Annotated in this window: 11 protein-coding genes; 4 read left to right on the plus strand and 7 right to left on the minus strand. The window is 64.6% G+C overall.

Features of this window, described 5'->3' with window-relative positions; all coding sequences use genetic code 11:
- Window positions 1–128: 128 nt before the first annotated feature.
- The 4 genes from lptG to FOC67_RS20330 form a co-directional block, all read right to left on the minus strand.
- Complete coding sequence (lptG, locus tag FOC67_RS20315) at window positions 129–1,196, minus strand: LPS export ABC transporter permease LptG (RefSeq protein ID WP_003092863.1); 1,068 nt, start codon at window positions 1,194–1,196, stop codon at window positions 129–131.
- Entirely contained in the window at window positions 1,189–2,307 is a 1,119-nt protein-coding gene (gene lptF, locus FOC67_RS20320; RefSeq protein ID WP_003092864.1) for an LPS export ABC transporter permease LptF, read from the minus strand. The genes lptG and lptF overlap by 8 nt, the downstream gene beginning before the upstream one ends.
- Before the next feature lie 191 nt (window positions 2,308–2,498).
- Window positions 2,499–3,422 (minus strand): alpha/beta hydrolase, encoded by a 924-nt coding sequence (locus tag FOC67_RS20325; RefSeq protein WP_003092865.1) that lies wholly within the window; start codon window positions 3,420–3,422, stop codon window positions 2,499–2,501.
- Window positions 3,423–3,505: 83 nt separating this feature from the next.
- On the minus strand, window positions 3,506–4,318 hold the full coding sequence (locus tag FOC67_RS20330) for a helix-turn-helix domain-containing protein (protein ID WP_003129596.1): 813 nt from the start codon (window positions 4,316–4,318) through the stop codon (window positions 3,506–3,508).
- A gap of 336 nt (window positions 4,319–4,654) precedes the next feature.
- Here FOC67_RS20330 and FOC67_RS20335 point away from each other — a divergent pair, with 336 nt between their 5' ends.
- From FOC67_RS20335 to FOC67_RS20350, 4 genes are all read left to right on the plus strand, one after another.
- Window positions 4,655–6,142 carry a leucyl aminopeptidase gene (locus tag FOC67_RS20335; RefSeq protein WP_009313447.1) on the plus strand — a complete coding sequence of 496 codons (1,488 nt, stop codon included), beginning with the start codon at window positions 4,655–4,657 and terminating at the stop codon, window positions 6,140–6,142.
- Window positions 6,139–6,567, plus strand: a complete 429-nt coding sequence (gene holC, locus FOC67_RS20340) for a DNA polymerase III subunit chi (protein ID WP_009313446.1) — start codon at window positions 6,139–6,141, stop codon at window positions 6,565–6,567. The genes FOC67_RS20335 and holC overlap by 4 nt, the downstream gene beginning before the upstream one ends.
- An 11-nt stretch (window positions 6,568–6,578) precedes the next feature.
- Window positions 6,579–6,947, plus strand: a complete 369-nt coding sequence (locus FOC67_RS20345; protein WP_009313445.1) for a hypothetical protein — start codon at window positions 6,579–6,581, stop codon at window positions 6,945–6,947.
- Between the two features lie 120 nt (window positions 6,948–7,067).
- Window positions 7,068–9,920 carry a valine--tRNA ligase gene (locus FOC67_RS20350; protein WP_009313444.1) on the plus strand — a complete coding sequence of 951 codons (2,853 nt, stop codon included), beginning with the start codon at window positions 7,068–7,070 and terminating at the stop codon, window positions 9,918–9,920.
- 46 nt (window positions 9,921–9,966) lie between these two features.
- On the opposite strand, the gene FOC67_RS20355 is transcribed toward FOC67_RS20350, so the two are convergent.
- Genes FOC67_RS20355 through FOC67_RS20365 form a run of 3 tightly spaced genes read right to left on the minus strand, consistent with a single transcriptional unit; the run spans window position 9,967 to window position 17,276 of the window.
- The gene (locus tag FOC67_RS20355) at window positions 9,967–10,317 is read right to left on the minus strand and encodes a hypothetical protein (RefSeq protein WP_003129589.1); all 351 of its coding nucleotides are present in this window, start codon (window positions 10,315–10,317) and stop codon (window positions 9,967–9,969) included.
- 34 nt (window positions 10,318–10,351) lie between these two features.
- A complete protein-coding gene (locus FOC67_RS20360) occupies window positions 10,352–10,651 on the minus strand; it encodes a hypothetical protein (protein ID WP_123794452.1) in 300 nt (99 codons plus the stop codon).
- 7 nt (window positions 10,652–10,658) lie between these two features.
- Complete coding sequence (locus tag FOC67_RS20365; protein ID WP_256679245.1) at window positions 10,659–17,276, minus strand: FG-GAP-like repeat-containing protein; 6,618 nt, start codon at window positions 17,274–17,276, stop codon at window positions 10,659–10,661.
- Window positions 17,277–17,449 lie beyond the last annotated feature (173 nt).

A 17,449-nucleotide genomic window follows, 5' to 3' on the forward strand; every position in this document is an offset into this window, starting at 1 on the left:
AAACAGGTCCGCAGAACGCGCTGTTTTGGCCTTTGTCGCGCCGGCGGCCAGGCTCCAGCCCGACGCGACAAGGAAGCACAAAGGCCACCCGTGGGTGGCCTTTTTTCATACCCGGCCTGCCGGGCCTGTCAGCCCGCCCGGCGTAGCAGCCAGACACCCGCCAGTGCGCAGATCGAGGCGGGGATCACCACCGCCAGCAGCGGCGGGAAGTCGAACACCAGGCTGGAGGGACCGAGCAGGTCCTGGGCGATGCGGAAGACGAAGCCCACCAGCACGCCGGTGAAGATCCGCTGGCCCAGGGTCACCGAGCGCAACGGACCGAAGATGAAGGAAATCGCCATCAGCACCAGCGCGGCGGTCACCAGCGGTTGCAGGACCTTGGTCCAGAACGCCAGCCAGTAGCGGTTGTTGTTCAGGCCCTGGTCGGCGAGATAGTGGATGTACTGCCAGAGACCGCTGATAGACAGCGCCTCGGGCTCCATCACCACAGTGTTCAGCAGTTGCGGGCTGAGCTGGGCATCCCAGCGTTCGGTCGGTAGCTTGACCACCTCTGAACGCTTTTCCCTCGGATGCAGCAAGGTGGTGGTGACCTCTTCCAGTTGCCAGTGATCGGTCTCGAAGCGCGCGCGCTTGGCGAAACTGGCCGATTCCAGGCCACGCTGCTCGTCGAAGCGGTAGCGGGTCACGCCGTACAGCACGCCATTGGGCTGCACCGCGTTGATGTGGATGTACTCGCGCCCCTGGCGATGCCACAGACCGCGCTTGGAGCTTTGCGAATCGCCGCCGCCCTGGGCCAGGGCGCGGCCGCTCTGGGCGATGTTCTCGGTCCAGGGCGCGACGTACTCGCCAACCAGGATGCCGGCCAGCATCAGCACCAGCATCGGTTTCATCACCGCCCAGACGATCCGCGACAGGGATACCCCGGCCGCGCGCATGATGGTCAGTTCGCTGTTGCTGGCCAGGGTGCCGAGGCCGACCAGGCAGCCGATCAGCGCCGCCATCGGCAGCATGTCGTAGGCGCGCCGTGGCGCGGTGAGGAAGATGAAGCGCAGGGCGTCGCCGATGCCGTAGCTGGCGCTGATGTCGTTGAGTTCGTCGATGAAGGCGAACAGCAGCGCTAGGCCAAGGATCACCCCGAGCACCGCGAGGATCGCGACGAAGACGGTGACACCGATGTAACGATCGAGCTTAACCATGCGCCACCTCGCGACCGGCACGGGAGGACGCCAGCTTCAGGCGCAAGGGTTCCCAATAGAACAGAAGAAGACCGATCGCCAGGAATAGTCCGTGGACCCACCACAGGCCGATGGCCATGGGGATCTTGCCTTTGTCCAACTGGCCACGGACAGCGATCAGCAGAGCCAGGTAGCCCATATAAAGGAGGATCGCCGGCAGCAGCTTGAGGAAGCGCCCCTGCCGAGGGTTGACCCGCGACAGCGGCACCGCCAGCAGGGTCACCACGAATACCAGCAGCGGTGTCGACAGGCGCCACTGCAATTCGGCCTGGTAGCGTGGGTTGTCGCTGCCGAACAGATCGGCGGTGGGCACCGCGTCGCGCTCGCTCACCTCGCTGCTGGCCTCGGGCTTGGGCAGCATCACGCCATAGGTGTCGTACTGGATCGCCCGGTAGTTGGCCTGCCCGGGATTGCCGTCGTAGCGGTAGCCGTTGTGCAGGATCAGGTAACGGCTGCCATCCGCCTGGATGTTCTGGGTGCCCTTCTCCGCCACCAGGATGGAGATGCCGCGTTCCTGGTTGCTGCTGTTGAGGTCCTTCTGCGAAATGAAGATGCCGGCCAGTTCGCCGCGATCCTTCGACAGTTCCTCGGTATAGGTCACCCGGGTACCGTCGCGCATTGCCTGGAAACGGCCCGGGACCAGGGTGTCGAACTCGGTCAGGGTATCCTGCTTGTTCAACAGCAGGGCGAACTGGTTGATGCCCTGGGGCGCCAGGAACAGGCTCAGCCAGGCCACCAGGATCGCCACCAGCAGCGCCGGCGCCATGGTGTAGCCGAGCAGGCGCTTCTGGCTCATGCCGGTCGCCGAGAGCACGGTCATCTCGCTTTCCAGATAGAGCCGCCCGTAGGCCAGCAGGATGCCGAGGAACAGGCCAAGCGGCAGAATCAGCTGCAGGAAGCCGGGAATCCGGAACGCCATGATCAGGAACAGCGAACCGGGGTCGAGCAACCCCTGCGCCGCTTGCGCCAGGTACTTGATGAAACGGCCACTCATGATGATCACCAGCAGCACGGCGCTGACGGCGCTCATGGTGACCAGCACTTCACGGGACAAATAACGGAAAACGATCAATCCGGACACTCCTGGGTTGCCAGGCTCTGACGGGGCCCGTCGGCCCCGTCATCACGCGTTTCCGGCCATGGCGGCATGGCGCGGAGAAAATAGCCGGCATTATCCTGCGATTCGGCGGGCCTGTCACTGCGCAGGCCGAACCAAGAGCCCGATAGACCGTCGAGGCGAACGCTCGTTCAGCGCTTGCCGATTTATTCGACGACCGTCGCTGATTGCTCGCCGCCCTCTCCGAGATGACGGACGAACCAGTCTGCCGCGGCCTGGCTGGTGGCGTCGAAATGCTCGATGTACGGCGTGAAATGGCCGCCGGCGAGCATCAGCAGCCGCTTGGGCGGCAATGCCCGCTGGTAGGCCTCCAGGCAAAGGTCCGTGGGCGTGAGCAGGTCCCGGTCGGCGACGATCATCAGCAGCGGCGTGGGGCTGATCCGCCCAATGTGAATGCCCGGCTCGTTCTCTCGCGCCAGCTCGGCGCTACGCAGGGTCACCCGGTTGCACCAGCTCGGCGCCAGCGCCGCGCTGTCGGTGAAGAACCGGTGGGCGTCCGCGCCGGCCATCGCGCAAGGCTCGTCGGGGCCCGCGGCGACCGCCGGCAACAGCGCTGGCGGCAAGCCCTCGAAGCGCCGCTGGCGGTCCGCGTCGAAGCTTGCCAGCAATGCCGGCAACTGCTCGGCGCGGGTCCGGCGCAACGCCGAGGCATGGCCGCTGACGGTCGGCACCTGCGCCACCACGCATTTCACCCGCCGATCCAGTGCGGCCACTTCCAGCACATGTCCGCCGCTGTAGCTGGTTCCCCAGATGCCGATGCGGCTGGCGTCGACCCGGGCCTGGGCGCCCAACCAGGTGATCGCGTCGCGATAGCCACGGCGCTGCATCACCGGATCGATTTCCTGACGCGGTTCGCCGTCGCTGTCGCCGAAGTTCGGATGATCGTAGAGGAGCACGACGAAGCCGGCGGCGGCGAATACCTCGGCGTAACGGTCCAGGTACTGCTCCTTCACCCCGGAAAAACCGTGCGTCATGACGATCGCCGGCCGCTCGGCACGCGCCTCCGGCAAATACAGCCAGCCGCGCAGGGCGACACCCTCGGAGCGGAATTCCACGTTCAGTCGTTGCATGCTTGCCTCCCGGGTCAGTCGTCTGGAAACGGGCCCAGCATAGGAATCCTGCCGCGTCGGCGCCGCCCGCCAACGGACGAAGGCTACGCCGAATCGGACAAGGCGAAGTAGCGGCTCGGCGTGCTCCCGGTCAGGCGTCGGAACATGGCACTGAATGCGCTGGGCGTCTGGTAGCCGAGATCCACGGCGATCCGCGCCACCGCTTCGCCAGCCGCCAGGCGTGGCAGGGCGGCGGCTAGGCGCACCTGGTGGCGCCAATGGACGAAGGTCACTCCCAGCTCGGAGAGAAACAGCCGTGCCAGGGTCCGCGAGGACGCCCCCACGTAGCGCGCCCACTCCTCCAGCCCGCGAGGGTCGGCCGGGTTCTCCAGCAGCGCCTGGCAGATTCTTCCCAGGCGTCGGTCCGCGGGGTCGGGCAAGGCCAGGGGCTGTTCCCGCGACCACTCCAGTTCGTCCAGCAGCACCGCCATCAACCGCCCCTCCCGGCCGCGCTCGTCGTACAACAACGGCAGGCCGGCGGCGCGCACGATCAACTCGCGCAACAATGGGCTGACCATCACTCCGCGCGGCACCCGGGGGAATTCCGGCGGGCAGGACTGCGGCCGGACATAGACGGTGTGCAAGCGGACCTCGCCGCGCGCCAGCATCGCGTGCGCCATCCCCGCCGGCATCCATACCGCGCGCTGCGGCGGGACCAGCCATAGTGTGCGACCGACATGCAGTTCGATCACGCCCGACAGGGCATGGATCAACTGCGCCCGCTCGTGCCGATGCTCGGCGACCACGAAACCCGCCGGGAAGGTCTTGGCCATGACCCCGAGCGGCCGGCCGACTCGCTGGTAATCGCGCGGATCGGTACTCCTGGCGGGATCCGCGACTGGTTTGCTGGCGGGCACGGTGCGATTCCTGCGGAACGAAACGTTCATTATAGGGACGCGGCATGGCCGCGGGTTCCCGTGCGTACACAGTCGTGCCAGACACGCCGCAGTTGTGCGACCATGTGCGGCAACGGCCGGGAGGCACCGCCAACCCGGCTCCGGCGCTGTAGAACCTCGGTTGCCATCCTCGGCATGGAACGACCCCCGCCGCAACGACTAAGCTGTCGCTGCCTGCGTCACCGCCCCGGCGGCGACCGTCAGTCCTCGGGACGAATCGTGCTCGGAACAATCGCTTACCGCTAACGGATGCCGCCCCTTGCGCCATCCCGACTGTCTGTATTGGGGACCTCTTCCATGGAATTCCTTGTTAAAAGCGTACGCCCGGAAACCCTGAAAACCGCCACCCTGGTGCTCGCCGTAGGCGAAGGCCGCAAGCTCGGCGCCAGCGCCAAGGCGGTCGACGACGCCACCGGCGGCGCCATCAGCGCAGTGCTCAAGCGTGGCGACCTGGCCGGCAAGGTCGGCCAGACCCTGCTCCTGCAGAGCCTGCCCAATCTCAAGGCCGAGCGCGTGCTGCTGGTCGGCGCCGGCAAGGAGCGCGAACTGGGCGACCGCCAGTACCGCAAGCTGGCCTCCGCCGTGCTGTCGACCCTCAAGGGCCTGGCCGGCGCCGATGCCGCGCTGGCCCTCGGCGATCTCGCGGTGAAAGGCCGCGATGCCCACGCGAAGGCGCGTCTGCTGGTGGAAACCCTGGCCGATGGCCTGTACGTGTTCGATCGCTACAAGAGCCAGAAAGCCGAGCCGCTGAAACTGAAGAAGCTGACCCTGCTCGCCGACAAGGCCGACAGCGCCGCCGTCGAGCAAGGCAGCAAGGAAGCCCAGGCCATCGCCAATGGCATGGCCCTGACCCGTGATCTCGGCAACCTGCCGCCGAACGTCTGCCATCCGACGTTCCTCGGCGAGCAGGCCAAGGGCCTGGCCAAGGAGTTCAAGGGCCTGAAGGTCGAGGTCCTCGACGAGAAGAAACTGCGCGAGCTGGGCATGGGCTCGTTCCTCGCCGTCGCCCAGGGCAGCGACCAGCCGCCGCGGCTGATCGTCCTGCAATACAACGGCGCGAAGAAGGACCAGGCCCCGCACGTGCTGGTCGGCAAGGGCATCACCTTCGACACCGGCGGCATCAGCCTCAAGCCGGGCCAGGGCATGGACGAGATGAAGTTCGACATGTGCGGCGCCGCCAGCGTCTTCGGCACCTTCCGCGCGGTGCTCGAACTGCAGTTGCCGATCAACCTGGTCGGCCTGCTCGCCTGCGCCGAGAACATGCCCAGCGGCGGAGCCACCCGTCCGGGCGACATCGTCACCACCATGAGCGGGCAGACCGTCGAGATCCTCAACACCGACGCCGAAGGGCGCCTGGTGCTGTGCGACGCACTGACCTACGCCGAGCGCTTCAAGCCTCAGTCGGTGATCGACATCGCCACCCTCACCGGCGCCTGCATCGTCGCCCTGGGCAGCAACACCTCGGGCCTTATGGGCAACAACGAAGCGCTGGTCAGGCAACTGCTCAAGGCCGGCGAGTTCGCCGACGACCGCGCCTGGCAATTGCCGCTGTTCGACGAATACCAGGAACAGCTGGACAGCCCGTTCGCCGACATCGCCAACATCGGCGGGCCGAAGGCCGGCACCATCACCGCCGGCTGCTTCCTCTCGCGCTTCGCCAAGAAATACCACTGGGCGCACCTGGACATCGCCGGCACCGCCTGGATCAGCGGCGGCAAGGACAAAGGCGCCACCGGCCGCCCGGTTCCGTTGTTGACCCAGTACCTGCTGGAACGGGCCAAGTGACCCGGGTCGATTTCTACGTGATCCCCAGCGCCGATCCGTCGGCGCGCCTGCAGGTCGCCTGCCGCCTGGCCGAGAAGGCCTGGCGGCAGGGCATGCATGTCTACCTGCATTGCGCCGACGAGGCGCAGCGCAGCGAGTTGGACGGCCGCCTGTGGAGCTTCCGCGGCGAGGCCTTCATTCCTCACAGCCTGGCCGAGGAAGACGCCGAGGCGCCCGTCGCCCTGGGCCTGAGCGAGCCCCCGGGGAACCATCGCGACCTGCTGATCAACCTGGCCCTCGAGGCCCCCGGCTTCGTCCCGAACTTTTCGCGGGTGGCCGAACTGGTGGTCGAGGAGCCGGCGATCCGCCAGGCGGCACGGGATAAATTCCGCTTCTACCGGGAGCAGGGCTATCCTCTACAGGACCATCGCCTGCCGCGTATCTGAAGTGCACGACCATGGACAGCCACAAACCGACACAACCCCCGGAGCAGTTGCTCGATGATCTGGAGTCGATCCACGACCTGCTCTACGAACGGAACGAGCCGCCCTTGCTGACCGAATCCTTCGAGCCGGACAACATTCCCCTGCTTTCCGACGTCGTCTCCCCCGGTACCGCACCGCGCGCGCCAGAGCCGCAGGCCGCGGCAGCCACCACGGCAGGGTTGGCGCCCACCGAACAGGAGCGCCTGGACGACGAGTTGCGAGCGTCCGCCGAACTGATCCTGCAGGAAGTCATCGACGACTTCGCCCCGCAGATCGAAGCCGAACTGCGCCGCCGCCTGCAAGCCCGCCTGGGTCGCCTGCTCGGCCAACGCAACGGCTGATCCGGACGCGGCGGGCGCCCGCCGCGGCCCGCGGCCTTACCCCCGGGCCGCCATCCCCGCTATACTCCCGGACTTTCTTCGCATTTTCCCCAGCCATATTCAGCTTTGGTCCCCTTTCGCATGGACAAGACTTACCAGCCGCACGCCATCGAGACTTCCTGGTACGAGACCTGGGAGTCCAACGACTACTTCGCTCCGAGCGGCGAAGGCCAGCCCTACACCATCATGATCCCGCCGCCGAACGTGACCGGCAGCCTGCACATGGGACATGGCTTCAACAACGCGATCATGGACGCGCTGATCCGCTACCGCCGCATGCAGGGCCGCAACACCCTGTGGCAGCCGGGCACCGATCACGCCGGCATCGCCACCCAGATGGTGGTCGAGCGCCAGCTCGGCGCCCAGGGCGTGAGCCGCCACGACCTCGGCCGGGAGAAGTTCCTGGAGAAGATCTGGGAATGGAAGGAACAGTCCGGCGGCAACATCACCCGGCAGATTCGTCGCCTGGGCTCCTCGGTGGACTGGTCGCGCGAGCGCTTCACCATGGACGACGGCCTCTCCGAAGCGGTCAAGGAAGCCTTCGTGCGCCTGCATGAAGACGGCCTGATCTACCGCGGCAAACGCCTGGTGAACTGGGACACCAAGCTGCACACCGCGATTTCCGACCTGGAAGTGGAAAACCACGACGAGAAGGGCCACCTCTGGCACCTGCGTTACCCGCTGGTGAACGGCGCGAAGACCAGCGAAGGCCTGGATTACCTGGTGGTCGCCACCACCCGTCCGGAAACCCTGCTGGGCGACGCCGCGGTCGCGGTGCACCCGGAAGACGAGCGCTACGCCAAGCTGATCGGCCAGTTCGCCGAACTGCCGATCGTCGGCCGGCACATCCCGATCATCGCCGACGAGTACGTCGACCGCGAATTCGGCACCGGCTGCGTGAAGATCACCCCGGCCCACGACTTCAACGACTACGAAGTGGGCAAGCGCCACGACCTGCCGCTGATCAACATCTTCGACAAGAACGCCGCGGTGCTGGCCCAGGCCCAGGTGTTCCACCTCGACGGCAGCGTCAACCCGAACCTCGACCCCAGCCTGCCGCAGAGCTACGCCGGCATGGACCGCTTCGCCGCGCGCAAGGCCATCGTCGCCGAGTTCGAGGCCATGGGCCTGCTCGAGAAGGTCGACGACCACGCACTGAAAGTACCGAAGGGCGACCGCTCCGGCACCGTCATCGAGCCCTGGCTGACCGACCAGTGGTACGTCAGCACCAAGCCGCTGGCCGAAGACGCCATCGCCGCCGTGGAAGACGGCCGTATCCAGTTCGTGCCCAAGCAGTACGAGAACATGTACTTCTCCTGGATGCGCGACATCCAGGACTGGTGCATCAGCCGCCAGCTCTGGTGGGGCCACCGCATCCCGGCCTGGTACGACGAGGCCGGCAACGTCTACGTCGGCCGCGACGAGGTCGAGGTGCGCACCAAGCACAAGCTCGGCAACGAGGTCGAGTTGCGCCAGGACGAAGACGTTCTCGACACCTGGTTCAGCTCCGGCCTGTGGACCTTCTCCACCCTCGGCTGGCCGCAGCAGACCGAGTTCCTCAAGACCTTCCACCCCACCGACGTACTGGTCACCGGCTTCGACATCATCTTCTTCTGGGTCGCGCGGATGATCATGCTCACCATGCACCTGGTGAAGAACCCCGACGGCACCCCGCAGATCCCGTTCAAGACCGTCTATGTCCACGGCCTGGTGCGCGACGGCCAGGGCCAGAAGATGTCCAAGTCCAAGGGCAACGTACTCGACCCGCTGGACATCGTCGACGGCATCGACCTCGATACCCTGCTGCAAAAGCGCACCAGCGGCATGATGCAGCCGAAGCTGGCGGAGAAGATCGCCAAGCAGACCCGCGCCGAATTCCCCGAAGGCATCGCCAGCTACGGCACCGACGCCCTGCGCTTCACCTTCTGCTCGCTGGCCTCCACCGGCCGCGACATCAAGTTCGACATGGGCCGCGTCGAAGGCTTCCGCAACTTCTGCAACAAGATCTGGAACGCCGCCAACTTCGTCATCGAGAACACCGATGGCCAGGACACCGGGGTCAACGGCGAGCCAGTCGAGCTGTCCTCGGTCGACCGCTGGATCATCTCCCAGTTGCAGCGCACCGAGCAGGAAGTCACCCGCCAGCTCGACGCCTTCCGCTTCGACCTGGCCGCCCAGGCCCTCTATGAGTTCATCTGGGACGAGTACTGCGCCTGGTACCTGGAGCTGGTCAAGCCGGTGCTGTGGGACGAGAACGCCCCCATCGAGCGCCAGCGCGGCACTCGTCGCACCCTGATCCGCGTGCTGGAGACGGCCCTGCGCCTGGCGCACCCGTTCATGCCGTTCATCACCGAGGAAATCTGGCAGCGCATCAAGGGCCAGGCCGGCAAGGAAGGTCCGACCCTGATGCTGCAACCCTGGCCGGTGGCCGACGAAGGCAGGATCGACGCCGCCGCCGAAGGCGACATCGAGTGGGTCAAGGCGCTGATGCTCGGCGTGCGGCAGATCCGCGGCGAGATGAACATCTCCATGGCCAAGCGCATCGACATCATCCTCAGGAACGCCTCGCCCAGCGACCACCGCCGCCTGGCCGACAACGAGCCGCTGCTGATGAAACTGGCCAAGCTGGAAAGCATCCGCGTGCTGGAAGCCGGCGAGGAAGCGCCGATGTCCGCCACCGCCCTGGTCGGCGACATGGAAGTATTGGTGCCGATGGCCGGCCTGATCGACAAGAGCGCCGAACTGGGGCGCCTGGACAAGGAGATCCAGCGCCTGGAAGGCGAGGTCAAGCGCGTCGGCGGCAAGCTGTCCAACGAAGGCTTCGTCGCCAAGGCCCCGGCCGACGTGATCGAGAAGGAACGCGCCAAGCTCGCCGAGGCCGAACAGGCCCTGGCCAAGCTGGCCGAGCAACGGCAGAAGATCGCCGCGCTCTAAGCACTCTCGCCAAGGTACGGGGCTGCGGCCTCGTACCTTTCTCCCCTCAGGCGCCGCTGTCTATCTGCGCCGAAGTGATCTGGCATACCGCGTTCACCGTGGCGCTGGCCGAATAGGCGATCTCCGGCAGTTTGTTCTGTGTGGCCTGGGCGCTCAGCATCAGCGACAGCATGGCCTTGCCGGCATCGGTATTCATCGGCGGCAGGCGCATCAGGCCAAAGCCGCAATCCGCCGCTCCCGGCTTGCTGACGATGAAGCCCCAGCCTCCACCCGGAGAATTCGCGTCTACCATGAAGCCCACGCGCATGATGGTGACGTTGTTGACTTTCTTGTCGATGGCGTGGGCTGAAGCTGATACGAGCACCAGCAACAGAAATATAGCTACCTTCTGCCTCATATAACCTCCCCAGAAATTCTCACCCGAGAGACAGTCAAAATATTTCTTTAACCACCCCCTTTCCTACAACACGGTCCAACTCCCTAACCTCAAAAACATCCCCAATCCTTATTTCGCTACCGAAGAACTCCCAACTAGCAAACTTTATTTTCGCCATAACAGTCATCCCAGGATAGAGAACCTTATCATCAGGGTAGGTGTGAACCCCGCTAACAAGACACTCCACCTGATGAAATTTATGATGAGGAGAATACCCACTCACAACCCCTTTAACCTTAGGCATAGGAACTTCAACAGACAGTTCGATCAACGCCAAAACATCGTATCGCTTCATAAAGCACCTAAAACTCATGATGAATTGATCTTACACTTCTATTGAGCAACTCCATACCCCCCTCTTTAACGGTTACTACCCCGCTCTTGAAAATAAATGAATCAATCTGCCCATGAGTTACCTCAAACCCTTTAAGAGCAGACTTATCCACAACAGCCTTAACCACTGCCGAATAGTCAAAGTTAGTATTCGCATAAGTTAAAACCTCATTTAGGTTCATACCAAACTGCTTCATCTCGTTCCCCTCATATCTAAGAGAGAACTTTCCAGAGTCCATTATGCTATAAAACTCCTCAGGCCCAACCGCTCTATATAAATATACACTCTCAACCTCTACAACCTTCGTCACCCTACCTGCAAGATTAAAGCTCTTGACTGCAGAAAAACCTGAGGAAAATATCAAACTTCCTATATCAAACAGCCCCGCACCGGCTCGCTGATCCAGACTTTTATATGCAAGAAGGTCATCATACCCAACCCCAGAAATTTTCCGAGACAGGGTATTATTTGCATAGTGCTGAAAACCACCAACCAAAGGGTTCAACCATGATGTCGCTTGGGCAGCTGACATGAATCCCTTGAAAGTTCCCAAGCCAAAATCAAAGCCACTTTCAGGAAGATTTAGCTTCCAAGCATTACCCAGCAACAACCAACTATCATCTATAATTGGCGAGTACCAATATCCTCCCGTTGAAATGTCCTCCAACGCATACCCCGTCGGGTCTACACTGGCGAATGGATTGTTCCAACCATAAGAATACCGGTTGTAGGCCTGCGCATTGGCCGTATCCTGATAGACGATATCGGCGCTGAGGAACCGCCCGATCACCGGGTCATAGACCCGCCCGTTCATATGGACGAGCCCGGACTCCTCCAGGTGCTCGTGGCCGGTGAAGCCACGCCGGGTGGAGGTGGCGGTGGATTGGTTGCCGTTGTCCTTCCAGTCAGCGCCACGGTGTTCGCCGAACGCGGCGAAAGACTGGCGTTCGCTGACGGCACCGTTGGCGTCGAGCAGGATTTCCACCGAGCCGAGCGCATCGCGCAGCAGGTAGAGCTTTTTGACGGCGCCCCCTTCCTTGCGCAGGATCAGGTAGTCGCCGACGTAGGCGTCCTGCCAACTGCGCCCGCCGTCGTTGACCTCCTCGAAACGCCCCTCGTCCAGGTAGACAGAGGTGCGCCCATCCACCGTCTGCAGGTAGCGCTTGCGCTCGGGATCGTAGGAGAAGCGGCTGAGGCTGGAACCTGCGGAAATTTCCACGGGTTTATCGAACGATGCGTACTTGACTTGTCGCCCCGGCCCGCTGAGCTGGTTGCCGCGAGCGTCATAGCAATACGTCCCGGCGCTGGTGCCGCGCACGGCGTGCGGTCCGGGCTGGGCCACCCCGCCGCGACCAGCACAGAGCTGCTGCTCGGCGCTCGAATAGCTGCCGTAGCGATAGGCGCCGACACCGCTCTTGCCGGTCAGGTTGCCCAGGGCGTCGTAGGTAAAGTCCTGGACCACCTGTGTGCCATCCAGGGTCCGCGCGCTGCGCAACAGTCGATTGAGGTCATCGTAGCTCAGCACTTCGCTGTAGCCGCGGGCGTCGCTGCGCTCCAGCAGGTTGCCGAGGCCATCGTAGCGGTAGCTCAGGCTCTGCAGGACACTGCCGCCCTTGCTCGCCTGGATGCGCGTCAACCAGCCGGTGGCGGGCTGGTAGTCGCGCTGGCTTAGCACACCGTTGCCGTAGCTTTCGCGAACGATCTGGTCGCGGGCGTCGCGAGCCTGGATCTGCCGCAGCGTCGTCCCGGCGCCGTCCTGCTCCCCAGCGGCGAAGCCGTATCCATTGTAGAGATGGCGCAGCACCTGGCCGTTGGCCAGGGTGGTGCTCGCCAGGCGGCTGAAGCCGTCGTAGCCATACGACTCCTGGTAGCTGCGGGTGACACCGTCGACTTCGATATCCCAGCCTCTCGCCTTCAACCGCGCGAGATCGTCGTAGAGCAGCGCCTGGCGATAGCCCGGCCCGGCCACGCCGACCAGCTTGCCCAGGCTTTTCGTTCCCGTGTCGTACTGCCAGCGCGAAATGCTGGCCTGGCCGCCCAGGCGGTCGGTCTGCTCGAGCACCCGGCCGAGCAGGTCGTACTTGCGCTCGGTGCGACTGCCGTCGCTGGCGGTACGCACCAGGGCCTGGCCCAGGGCATCGTACTGCACGCTTTCCTGGCCGCTGTTCGGGTCGAAAAGGCCGGTGCGACGGCCCGCCGCGTCGTAGCTCATGCGGATCTCGCTGCGGCTGTCGCCAGCGACCTGGGTCCAGGCCAGGTTGCCGTCGGCGTCGTAGCGGTAGCGAACGGACACCTCGCCGGCGCTGCCCAGGGCATTGGTACTGAGCACCAGCTTGCCACGCGCATCGTATTCGCGGCGCTCGGTCAGGCTCCTTCCGTCGTAGCCGAGGCTATATTGCTTCCAACTGCCACCAGCAGCGCGCGCGCCGTAGCTGTAGCTCAGTTGCGCCCCACTGGGCAACTGCCGGGCCAACGGCCGGTCCTGGGCGTCCCAGGTGGTCTGTAGGACGGTCGCCGCCTCGATGTAAGGCTCGGTAGTCGAACGCTGGCGGCCTAGCGCGTCGTAACTGTTGTCGACATTGATCCAACGACCGTCGAAGGCCTGGCGACGGTCGCGCAGGACCCGACCGAAGCCATCCAGGTACTGCCAGCGCTCCGCCGCGCCCTGCTGGCTGCCCCTGACGGTACGCGTGCGCACGGCTACCTTGGCGCCGCTGGCACAGATCGCCCGGCTGCCGCAAACCAGATAGTCGGTGGCGAGCAGGCTACCGTCGGCGAAGCGGCGCAGGGTTTCCCGGCCGAAAGCGTCGTAGAGATAACTCTCGGCCAGGCCGTTGGCGTCGACCTTGCTGGTCGGTTGGCCGCGGGCCGCCTCGTAGGCGAAGCGCTCGACATGGCCGAGGGCATTGGACCGAGTGCCCGGCCAGGGCCCCTGGTAGGCGCCGAACTGTTCGCTGCGCGCCGCCAGTCCGGCGCCGCTGGTGGTAATCCGGACGATCCGGCCGTTGCCATCGTAGCTGTATTGACGGGTGATCTCCGCACCGGGCGAGCCACTGAAAGATGTTTCGCTGGCCGGCGCTAGAGTCCCCGGCTGCGCGCTGCGCAATTGCACCCGCGACTTGCTGTCGCTGTCGCCACTGGTACTTTCGGTTTCGCGGGTGACGAAACCAACCAGCCAGGAGGCGCCGTCGTTGCTGTACTGGCGCTCCACCACCCGGCTGTGCAAGGTTCCGCCGGTCAGGCTGGCGGCAATTTCCTCGGTCACCTGGGTGGGATTGCCGTAACTCTCGTCCATCACCACCTTGCGCCGCGTGGCGCTGACCGGCGCGCCCTGGTCGAAGCGTTCCTCGTTGAACTGGTCCGGGTAGACGAAGAAAGACTTGCCGGCGATGGTCGCGGCGGACTTCCACTGGTTCTGCTGACGCGCCAGGAGTTTTCCGGCGAGGCTGGTTTCCTCTTTGTCCAGGCGCCCAACGAAGGGGAAGTCCTGGCGCAACATCCTCACCTGGGTGCGCCCGCGTGCCAGGTCGCGAACCTCCATCTGGCGGAAACCGAGGAAGCCGCGGCCGAGCAGGTCCAGCCGCGCCCCCTGATAGAGATACTGGTAGTCGCGCGTGCCGCCGATACCGTCGGCGACCCGCAGGCGGCTGACCACCGGTCTGGGAATATTCAGCGAAACCTGGGGGAAGGCGCTGACCTGCGGCGTATGCACGGCGGGATCGTTGAGCCGGGCGTATTCGATGCCGAGGCTGTTGCCGCTGCCGGCGTCGATCCGACTGAGCAGTTCCGGCGAGCGTCGGTTGTGCAGGAACGCCCGCCAACGGATGCTGCGCCTGAGCGGCTCGACGACCAGGCTGCCGCCGACCAGCACATCCTGGAAACCGTCGCCGTTGACGTCCGCGACGAACATCTCGTAGGGGTCTACCAGCAGGCCTTCCGGGCTGAAGCCGCAGTTGGCGGCGGTCTGGTAGTACAGCCAACTCGCCGACTCGCGCCCGGCGGCATCCGGCGCGGTGTCCATGATCCGCTTCCAGACCGCCAGGGCATCCTGGCAACTCTTGTCCAGTTGCGTCGTCGAGGTTGCCAAACGGCGGCTCAGCGGAACCCCGGAGTCCAGTTCCTCGAAGCCGTTGCCGGTAAAGCGGAGCAGACCGAAAGTGCCGGAAGCGCGGGGATAGAGGATTTCCTCGCGGCCGTCTCCATCGTAGTCGACGGCCTTGGCCGCGTAGTCCTGGAGCGAGGCGCGAAACCTGTACTCTGGCAGCAACTGGGCAGCCGACAACGAAGTCCCCAGGCGCTGGAACAAACCCGCCGACAGGGGGCCGCCGGTATTCAGCAACAGATCGACCTTGCCGGAGGCGTTGGGTACCAGGTAGTCCATCTGCCCATCGCCATTGACATCGGCAGTCAGCGCCCGCGCCAGCTCGATGCCAAGGTCGACCATCGCCGCCGGCGCCATGCCGCTGCCACTGCGCCAGATACCTGCAGACAGCTTGCCGGCCTTGCCGCTGGCCAGGCGCACGCCGCCGCCGGGATCACTGCCCCAGTAGGAGAACCAGCCATAGTCGATGGTCTTGAAGCCGCTGAGCAGGGCACTACGAGCGAAGGAGGGGATGGCTCCGGAACGATTGAGGTAAGCCACCCAACTGCCATTGATGGGCAGGAACAGGTCAAGCGAGCCGTTCTGGTCCAGATCAGCCACCAGCGGCGCGTAGGTGGCGAAGCCGGTGGAACCGCCGGCCAGGGAATAGACGATGCCGTTGGGGCCGGCCGGCGGGGCGGTCCAGGTATCGCCCAGGGCAACCACGCCATTGGCCGTATACAGCATCCACTGCATGTCGGCGTTCGCGGAATTCGGGTCCTTCCTCATGCGCAGGAAGAGGATCTCGTCCTTGCCGTCGCCGTTGAAATCCATCCGCGTCAGGGAAAACAACGGCGTATTATCGGCGTCGTACAATAGCCGCTCGACCAGGCTGCCGCCGTCGTAGGTCACCGCCTTCAGCTTGCCCATGGTGGCGTTGACCAGGGCGTGGCGGCCGTCGCCATTCAGATCGGCGGTGACGAAGCTGGCCTGGCTGATCAGCACATAGTCGAACTTGTCCAAGCCAGCGGACTCAGCCGTCCCGGTATAACCATAGACGCCCGCCAGGTAGTCGAAGGCAACCGGACTCAGACACTCCTTGCCGGCGCTCCCCCAGGCGCACCGTTGCACCTGCTTCAAACGCACCTTGCTGGCGTCGCCCTGGGTGCGCTCGTAGGCAAGTTCGGTGCGAAACAACTGCTGCGCGGCAGGTCCCCGCACGGTGATCGCGGTCAGTACATGGGTGGAACTGGTATAGCCACCGGCGAAATAGCGCGGCACGCTGCGCAAGGCGCCTGCGTACTCGAAGGAAACCCGGTTACCGGCATAGAGTATTTCGCCGGGGACCAGACTGTTGGCGGCCAGGTAGCGGTATTCGATGGCATTACCGAAGCGGTCCGTCGCCGAACTGATGCCCCATTGATAGGGAACCGCCGCTCCTTGCGCCTTAATCGCAGCCGCGCCGCCATAGGTCAGAATCCGACCGTCCCGAGTGCGTACTTCGAAACCGAGCGAGGCGGCGCTGCCGGTGGCCTGGACTCGGGAGAAGCTGTCGATCTCGGTACGATAGACGCTGCCCGGCTTGAAGTACTCGCCGGACAGCAACTGCAGGCGCATGCCATCCAGGCATAGGCGATCCGACTCCAACAGGCCGACCTGGCGGTTCTGCCCATCCTGGGCGATGCTCGCCGGACAACGCTCGATCGACGACAGCCCAGCCAGGCTCCAACCTTCGCCCAGCACGCCGCCCCCACCGCCCTGGACCAGTGCCAGCTCGGGTTGCAGCCCAGCAATGCCTGGCGGCAGCTCGAGGGGATAACGGTAGTCCAACCCACCGTCGCCTCTCACACCTGCCTGGGGAGCCAGCAGGTTCAACGCGGTGAAGGCTTCCGCTGCCTTGCCCAGTACCACGCCGGGAAGCGGAGTGGGTACGCTCAGGTAGCGAGCCACCAGTTGTCCACCGGCATCGATGAACAACGTGCTCTGCCCCTGGGTCGGATGGCTGACTCGAATGCTGGTACCGCCGTTGCCCAGCCAATCGCCAAGGGCGAAACGAGCGCCGGCGTCGTAGCCGATCTCGGTGCCCAGCCCGGTACCGCTGGCTACCTGCAGTACGCCGTGCGCGGAAGGGTTGCCGCTGACGATCAGCAGCGAGTCGCTGGAATCGTTCGGCTGCAGGACCAGGTCGAGGATGCCATCGCGATTCAGGTCGCCGATGAAGCTCTGGTAGGGCGCCGCCGTCCAGGCCACGGCGTTCAGATCCGCCGCCGGTGGATCGTAGAGGGCGCTGTAGCTGGCACCATTGCGCAGCAGGACGACATTCTTCAACGGTGGCAGGAGCGGAATCGGCGTAGCCACTTCGCCCCCCACCACGACCACCGAAGTGACCGCCTTCAGGTAGAGGTCCGGCTGACCGTCGCCGTTGTAGTCGCCGCTATAGACACGGAAGTTTGCCGAACGCCAGCCAGCGGCGGTCGCGTCCCCGACCATGAGACAGATCGCCACGGCGACGATCCACGCACTCCAACGCCCCACCATGCATCCCCCAGAGCCCACCCCCATGGCAGGCACGCAGACCGGGCGCAAAGCACCGCTCCCAGGCAGGCGGTGCGGTACGCGTCCTTGCAACTCGGGAGACGTTTACCACAAGGCCATCAATTGGCCACATATCTTTGGTT

Source organism: Pseudomonas sp. FDAARGOS_761 (assembly GCF_013343155.1).
Classification (GTDB): Bacteria; Pseudomonadota; Gammaproteobacteria; order Pseudomonadales; family Pseudomonadaceae; genus Pseudomonas; species Pseudomonas aeruginosa.

Coding starts and splice junctions, on each gene's coding strand:
- lptG (WP_003092863.1), bottom strand. CDS start 1,196: ATGGTTAAGCTCGATCGTTACATCGGTGTCACCGTCTTCGTCGCGATC.
- FOC67_RS20325 (WP_003092865.1), bottom strand. CDS start 3,422: ATGCAACGACTGAACGTGGAATTCCGCTCCGAGGGTGTCGCCCTGCGC.
- FOC67_RS20335 (WP_009313447.1), top strand. CDS start 4,655: ATGGAATTCCTTGTTAAAAGCGTACGCCCGGAAACCCTGAAAACCGCC.
- FOC67_RS20345 (WP_009313445.1), top strand. CDS start 6,579: ATGGACAGCCACAAACCGACACAACCCCCGGAGCAGTTGCTCGATGAT.
- FOC67_RS20350 (WP_009313444.1), top strand. CDS start 7,068: ATGGACAAGACTTACCAGCCGCACGCCATCGAGACTTCCTGGTACGAG.
- FOC67_RS20355 (WP_003129589.1), bottom strand. CDS start 10,317: ATGAGGCAGAAGGTAGCTATATTTCTGTTGCTGGTGCTCGTATCAGCT.
- FOC67_RS20360 (WP_123794452.1), bottom strand. CDS start 10,651: ATGAAGCGATACGATGTTTTGGCGTTGATCGAACTGTCTGTTGAAGTT.